At 70.2% G+C, this 5,245-nt stretch carries 6 protein-coding genes; 4 read left to right on the top strand and 2 right to left on the bottom strand.

Features of this window, described 5'->3' with window-relative positions; all coding sequences use genetic code 11:
• Positions 1-41 precede the first annotated feature (41 nt).
• Complete coding sequence (locus RWP81_RS13985) at positions 42-752, bottom strand: CHRD domain-containing protein (protein ID WP_314457080.1); 711 nt, start codon at positions 750-752, stop codon at positions 42-44.
• 211 nt (positions 753-963) lie between these two features.
• On the opposite strand from RWP81_RS13985, the gene RWP81_RS13980 reads away from it, so the two are divergent.
• Together RWP81_RS13980 and RWP81_RS13975 are read left to right on the top strand one after the other, a co-directional pair.
• Positions 964-1,497 carry a sigma-70 family RNA polymerase sigma factor gene (locus tag RWP81_RS13980; RefSeq protein WP_314457078.1) on the top strand — a complete coding sequence of 178 codons (534 nt, stop codon included), beginning with the start codon at positions 964-966 and terminating at the stop codon, positions 1,495-1,497.
• The gene (locus RWP81_RS13975) at positions 1,481-2,191 is read left to right on the top strand and encodes an anti-sigma factor (RefSeq protein WP_314457076.1); all 711 of its coding nucleotides are present in this window, start codon (positions 1,481-1,483) and stop codon (positions 2,189-2,191) included. Before RWP81_RS13980 ends, RWP81_RS13975 begins: the two co-directional genes overlap by 17 nt.
• Before the next feature lie 14 nt (positions 2,192-2,205).
• Here the strand turns inward: RWP81_RS13975 and RWP81_RS13970 are convergent, their stop codons facing one another.
• Positions 2,206-3,513: a D-alanyl-D-alanine carboxypeptidase gene (locus RWP81_RS13970; RefSeq protein ID WP_314457075.1), complete on the bottom strand. Its 1,308-nt coding sequence runs from the start codon at positions 3,511-3,513 to the stop codon at positions 2,206-2,208.
• 174 nt (positions 3,514-3,687) lie between these two features.
• On the opposite strand from RWP81_RS13970, the gene RWP81_RS13965 reads away from it, so the two are divergent.
• Both RWP81_RS13965 and RWP81_RS13960 read left to right on the top strand, forming a co-directional pair.
• Positions 3,688-3,858, top strand: a complete 171-nt coding sequence (locus RWP81_RS13965) for a CsbD family protein (RefSeq protein WP_183420097.1) — start codon at positions 3,688-3,690, stop codon at positions 3,856-3,858.
• Positions 3,859-4,079: 221 nt separating this feature from the next.
• Complete coding sequence (locus tag RWP81_RS13960; RefSeq protein ID WP_314457073.1) at positions 4,080-5,048, top strand: aldose 1-epimerase family protein; 969 nt, start codon at positions 4,080-4,082, stop codon at positions 5,046-5,048.
• The last annotated feature ends 197 nt before the right edge of the window (positions 5,049-5,245 follow it).

Here is a 5,245-nt window from a genome sequence, read left to right as displayed (position 1 = left end):
CCCCAGCGGGGCCTGCCAGCGCGCACCGCGCCGCGCGTCGATCACTCGGCCGAGGCCGCGCGGCGGCGCTTGACGACGAGGGCGGTGGCGGCGACGATGCCGAGCCCGCCGGCCGTGGCGGCGAGTCCCCAGCCGGAGAACTCACTCGTTGCCGCTCCACCGGCGCCGGTGTCGACCCCGCCGACGGGAATGGACGTCAGCTGGCCGCGGACCACTCCGGCCGCGAAGTCGACGGTGTGGGAGTCGCCGGTGAAGCCGGCGGGGTTCGCCTCGATCTGCTTGAGCGAGAAGTTCGTCCCGGTGTCGGCACCGTTGGCGACGACGCCGGTGGTGAAGGGCCCCTGCAGGCATCCCGACGAGGTGCGCGGGCCGTCGCCGACGGGCGCGGGGTTGGGGAAGGCGATGCGCGGCGGGCCGGGCTTGCCGACGGCAGCCTCGTGGATGTGCGTCGCGGTCTTCGCCGGGCTCTGGTAGTCGCCGCTGACTCCCTCTAGGCGGATGTCGTAACAGATGATCTCCTGGTCGGAGTTGATGCGGAATGTGAACGTGCCGGTCGCACCGCTCTGGCCCGGTGTTGCGACCCCGTCGTTGTTGATCACCTGGTCGGGCGTCGCCATCACGGTGAATGCGCTCGTGAACTGCGATGGTTCGTCGACCTCGGTGTCGGCGAAGGCGGGGGATCCCACGGCCAACAGGGCGACACCGGCCAGGGCGCCGATCGTCACCGGGCGGGCGTACGTCTTCTTCGTCATCGTCGTGCCTTTCGATCGGGACGCGGAGCGTCCGGTTGGGGGCGTGTACGACAGGAAGCGTCCGAGCGTTCATCGCCGCGGGGAATTGCTCCGCCATGAACGCCGAGCCCGTCGGCGACGTATACCTCGCAGGCCGCCGTCGGGGCGACCGTTAGCCTCGGAGAGGACGGCGCGCATGACGGAGTCCGCCGGACGGAGCAGGGAGCGGCGCATGGACGCGTCTCGACGACGCATCGCGGGGGTGGGATTCGACCTCCGCCGCGCGTTCGACGACAACGGCAGTGCGCTGCTCGGGTATGCCGTGAACGCGCTCCGCGACCGTCCTCTCGCGGAAGATTGCGTGCAGGAGACGTTCCTCCGGGCATGGCGAGCGCGCGAGCGATTCGATTCCCGGGAGGCCTCCGAGCGCACCTGGCTGTTTTCGATCGCCCGGAACGTGATCGTGGACGCCCTCCGCGCCCGCGCCCGGCTGCCCCTCATCGGCGACCACGCGGAGCTCGAGAGTCGGGCGGCGGAGGCGATCGATCCTCTCGAACGTCTGCGGATGCTCGAGGCGCTGTCGGTGCTCACGGAGGCGCACCGCACGGCCGTCGTGGCAATCCACCTTCACGGTCGCACGTACCAGGAGCTTTCGGATGCCACGGGCGTTCCCGTTGCGACCTGGCGCACCCGAACCTTTCACGCACTGCGCGCCCTCCGTGCGCACCTCGAAGAGATGGAGGAGCCTGATGCGCACTCCCGATGACCGCTGGGCCGAACTGGTCGCCGCCGCGCTGGCGGGAGAGTTGACCCCCACCGAATCGGCGGAGTTCGAGGGGCTCCGTCGTTCCGACGCGGCGCGTGCCGAAGAGTTCGCCGCGCTCGAAGGGGTGGCCGGGCGGCTGCGCCAGGGCGATCTCGGATGGACCACCCCCCGTGATGCGGGCGACCTGTTCGCGCGGATCGAGACCTCGCTCGACCGCGGCGCCTCGATGGCGGTCGGATCAGCGCCGATGGTTCCTCTCGCGCGGCGTCCCCGGCGGTGGGTCGTGCCGCTCGTGGGCGCGGCGTGCCTTGCCGCGGGTCTCGTGATCGGTGCGAACGGTGCCGGCGCGGTCCGTGCTCCCGCGCCGTCGGGCCCGCCGGGCACCCTCGGCGCCGTGGAGCAGATCGAGGTGCGCGACGACATCGGCGGTATCGATGTCTCAGCGGACGTCGTCGCCCACACGTGGGGCACGGAAGCGTACCTGGAGGCGTCGGGACTCGATGTGGGAGCGACGTACGAGCTCGTCTTCGTCGGGGAGGACGGCACCGAGTTCAGCGCCGGAGAGGTGCTCGGTTCAGCCGTCCCCATCGTCTGTCGCATGAACGCGGCGGTGCTGCGCGGCGACGCGGCGCGAATGGAACTGCGAGACACCGGCGACGCCGTCGTCGCTCACGCGGAGCTGCCGGCGGTGTGACTCGCGGGGACGCGTCAGCCGAGTTCGGTCGGGTGGGTCAGACGCCACCACAGGGTCGGTTCCTCGATCGCTCCCTTGATCTTGACCTCGGATGCCGTCGTCTGCGGGCCGGCGGTCCAGGTCACGGTGCCCACGACCTCGCCGTCGGCGTAGTTCTGCGGCGTGGAGGTGTCGAGGTTCACCGTCACGGGTGTGTCCGACCAGGTGCGAAGCGCCGCGTTCTTCGCGAGCACGAGCGACGCGCGCGAGCCCCAAGGCGTGGAGATCGTGCCGATGTCATCGCCGGCGGTCCCCAGGGGCAGGTCGTGGAAGCCGTCCTTCAGGCTCTGCAGCAAGAGCGCGACGTCTTCATCGGTGCTGTCGTGGGTCGCGCCGCTCATGCGCACACCCGTGATGCTCAGGGGGGCGCCGATACCGACGTCGAGGGAGGAGGTGAAGAGGAGATTGAACGTCCCATCGCCCAGATTGCCGGTCTTCATACCCGAGATGCCGAGGGTGCCGAGCAGGTCGTTGGTGTTGGTGACGGTCCCGGGACCGCGGACGGTGATCCAGGGCGTCTGGACGATCGCCGCGACGACGGGGTTCGCCGCGGCGATCCGGCCGAGGGCCACGAGGTCGCTGGGCGTGCTCGTGTTGCGCTCGTCGATCCCGGTGGCATCCACGATCCGCGTGTCATTCAGGCCGTTCGCGCTCAGCCACGACCGCGCCGCCTGCACATACGCCCCTTCGGAGCCGAACGCCCAGCGGGCATTGGCGACGGCGTAGTTCGCGGCCGAGGGAATCAACATGGTTGCCAGCGAGTCGTGCAGCGACATCTTGAGCCCGTCGGGCATGGATGCGATGACGGCATCCTGCACATAGAACTGGTCGTAGAGGTCGGTGTCGGCCTCGGTGAACGTGATCGTCGGACCGGGATCGCTCGGCCCCTCGAGCGGGTGGGCGTCGAGCACGACGAGGGCCGTGACGAGCTTCGCGATGCTCGCGATGGGTCGCGCGTCGTTGCCGCCCGACGAGGCGAAGGCCCCCGCGGCATCCGGTCCCAGATAGTCTCCGCCGCCCTCGACGCTCATGAGCATCTCGCCGTCGGCGGGCAGGGCGAGGGATGCCGCCGGCCCCGCGGACGCGATGGGTGTCTGCGACGTGACGGTCGGTGCGGGAAGAGCGGCCGACGATGCCCACCAGACGTATCCGCCCGCGCTGCCGAGTACCAGGAAGGTGACGACGAGGAAGACGATGAGGGCGATGCGGCCGGCGCGACCGTTGCGCTGCGGCTCGCGCGGAGCCTCGTCGAGGAGGCTGTGGAAATCGGCGAGGGTGCTCACGTCGGAGCCTCGGCGGTGAGCAGGAAGCGGGAAGGACAGGCGCGCACTCCTCGAACCTAACCCGAGGTATTGCCTCACGCCGAGACGAATTTCAAGCCCCCCGCCGCTCGGGGGGAGTCGACCTAGCGTGGTGGTCATCGGGAAATACCCGAAGACCACACGGGAGGAGCCGCCATGGGACTCGACGACAAGATCAAGAACGCCGCTGAAGACATCGCCGGCAAGGCGAAGGAAGCTTTCGGCAAGGGCACCGACAACGAGCGCCTCGAGGCCGAGGGCCAGGCCGACCAGAGCTCGGCTCACGTCAAGAAGGCCGGCGAGAACGTCAAGGACGCCTTCAAATAAGCGCCCTCCCCGAGTGCCCCGACCGTCACGGTCGGGGCATTCGTCGTTCTCGGGGCTCCTCGCCCGGACGAACGACGCAACACCCGCGAGTGCGGGCGACCGTGCGCGACTGACAACACGGGATGCCGTGGTGGCGGTGCCGCGACCGCCTGAGCGCCGACCCGACGCCGTGACGGCCCGGGATACCGTGGCTCCGGGGGCGCGACCGCGATAATGGCGACATGACCACTGCCGTTCCCACCGAGACCCCTACGCTCGTCTCGGGCACCCCCGTCGTCCTCCGCGCTCACGGCTACGAAGCCGCCATTGCGAGTGTCGGCGCCTCCCTGCGCTCATTGACTCATGAGGGTCGTGACCTCGTCGTGCCGTTCGACGCCGACGAGCTGCGTCCCGCCTACCGCGGAACCACGCTGGCGCCGTGGCCCAACCGCGTGGTCGACGGCATCCACCACTTCGACGGCGTCGAGCACCAGCTCCCTCTCACCGAGCCTGACCGCGGTCACGCCCTGCACGGGTTGCTGTCGTGGGCGGACTGGAACATCACCGACGCCTCGGACAGCGCCGTCACGCTGAGCGCGACGATCACCGCGCAGGCGGGGTACCCGTGGTGGCTGGTGGTGTCGACGACGTACCGCCTGGATGCCGACGGCCTCACGCAGACGGTTCACGCGACGAACCTGTCGGACACGCCCGCACCGTGGGGAACCGGACCGCACCCGTATCTCGTCGCCGGCCCCGCGACCCTGGACGAATGGAGCCTCACCCTCCCGGCCGACACCGTGCTGGAGGTGACGCCGGACCGGCTGTCACCGGTGGCTTTGGCATCCGTCACCGTCGACGCCGACCGTTTCGACTTCCGCGAGCAGCGCGTCCTCGGGGCGGTCGAGATCGACCACGCGTACACGGGGCTGAATCGGGATGCCGACGGCCGCGCTCAGGTGGTGGTCACCGATCCGTCGGGCACAGGCGTGGCGATGAGCTGGGCCGGCGAGTGCCCCTGGGTGCAGATCCACACGGCCGACCTGCCCACCGGCCCCGGCACGCCCGGACACCGCGCCGGGCTGGCGGTGGAGCCGATGACCTGCGCGCCCGACGCGTTCAACGACGACGCGTACGACTTCGACACGGGCGTCGTCTCGCTCGATCCGCGTGAGTCGCACGAGGCGGGGTGGACCATTTCGGCTCGCTGACGCGCGGCGACGAAGAACCGCCCCGGGTCAATCCCGGGGCGGTTCGTTCGTGCGTGCGGGTGTGTCAGACGACCTGTGCACCGCACATGCCGCAGTCGCCTCCGACGGAGACCTCGACGAAGCAGTCGGGGCACATGGTACGCGTCGGGCGATCGGTGATCAGCGTCGGCTTGGGGCTGCGACGCTCGGCGCGCGGG

The sequence above is a fragment of the uncultured Microbacterium sp. genome, assembly GCF_963521695.1.
Lineage (GTDB): Bacteria > Actinomycetota > Actinomycetes > Actinomycetales > Microbacteriaceae > Microbacterium.
The sequence above is the reverse complement of the archived record's forward strand: the minus strand, read 5'-3'. Positions and strand labels throughout refer to the sequence as shown.

Coding starts and splice junctions, on each gene's coding strand:
- RWP81_RS13965 (WP_183420097.1), top strand. CDS start 3,688: ATGGGACTCGACGACAAGATCAAGAACGCCGCTGAAGACATCGCCGGC.
- RWP81_RS13975 (WP_314457076.1), top strand. CDS start 1,481: ATGCGCACTCCCGATGACCGCTGGGCCGAACTGGTCGCCGCCGCGCTG.
- RWP81_RS13985 (WP_314457080.1), bottom strand. CDS start 752: ATGACGAAGAAGACGTACGCCCGCCCGGTGACGATCGGCGCCCTGGCC.
- RWP81_RS13980 (WP_314457078.1), top strand. CDS start 964: ATGGACGCGTCTCGACGACGCATCGCGGGGGTGGGATTCGACCTCCGC.
- RWP81_RS13960 (WP_314457073.1), top strand. CDS start 4,080: ATGACCACTGCCGTTCCCACCGAGACCCCTACGCTCGTCTCGGGCACC.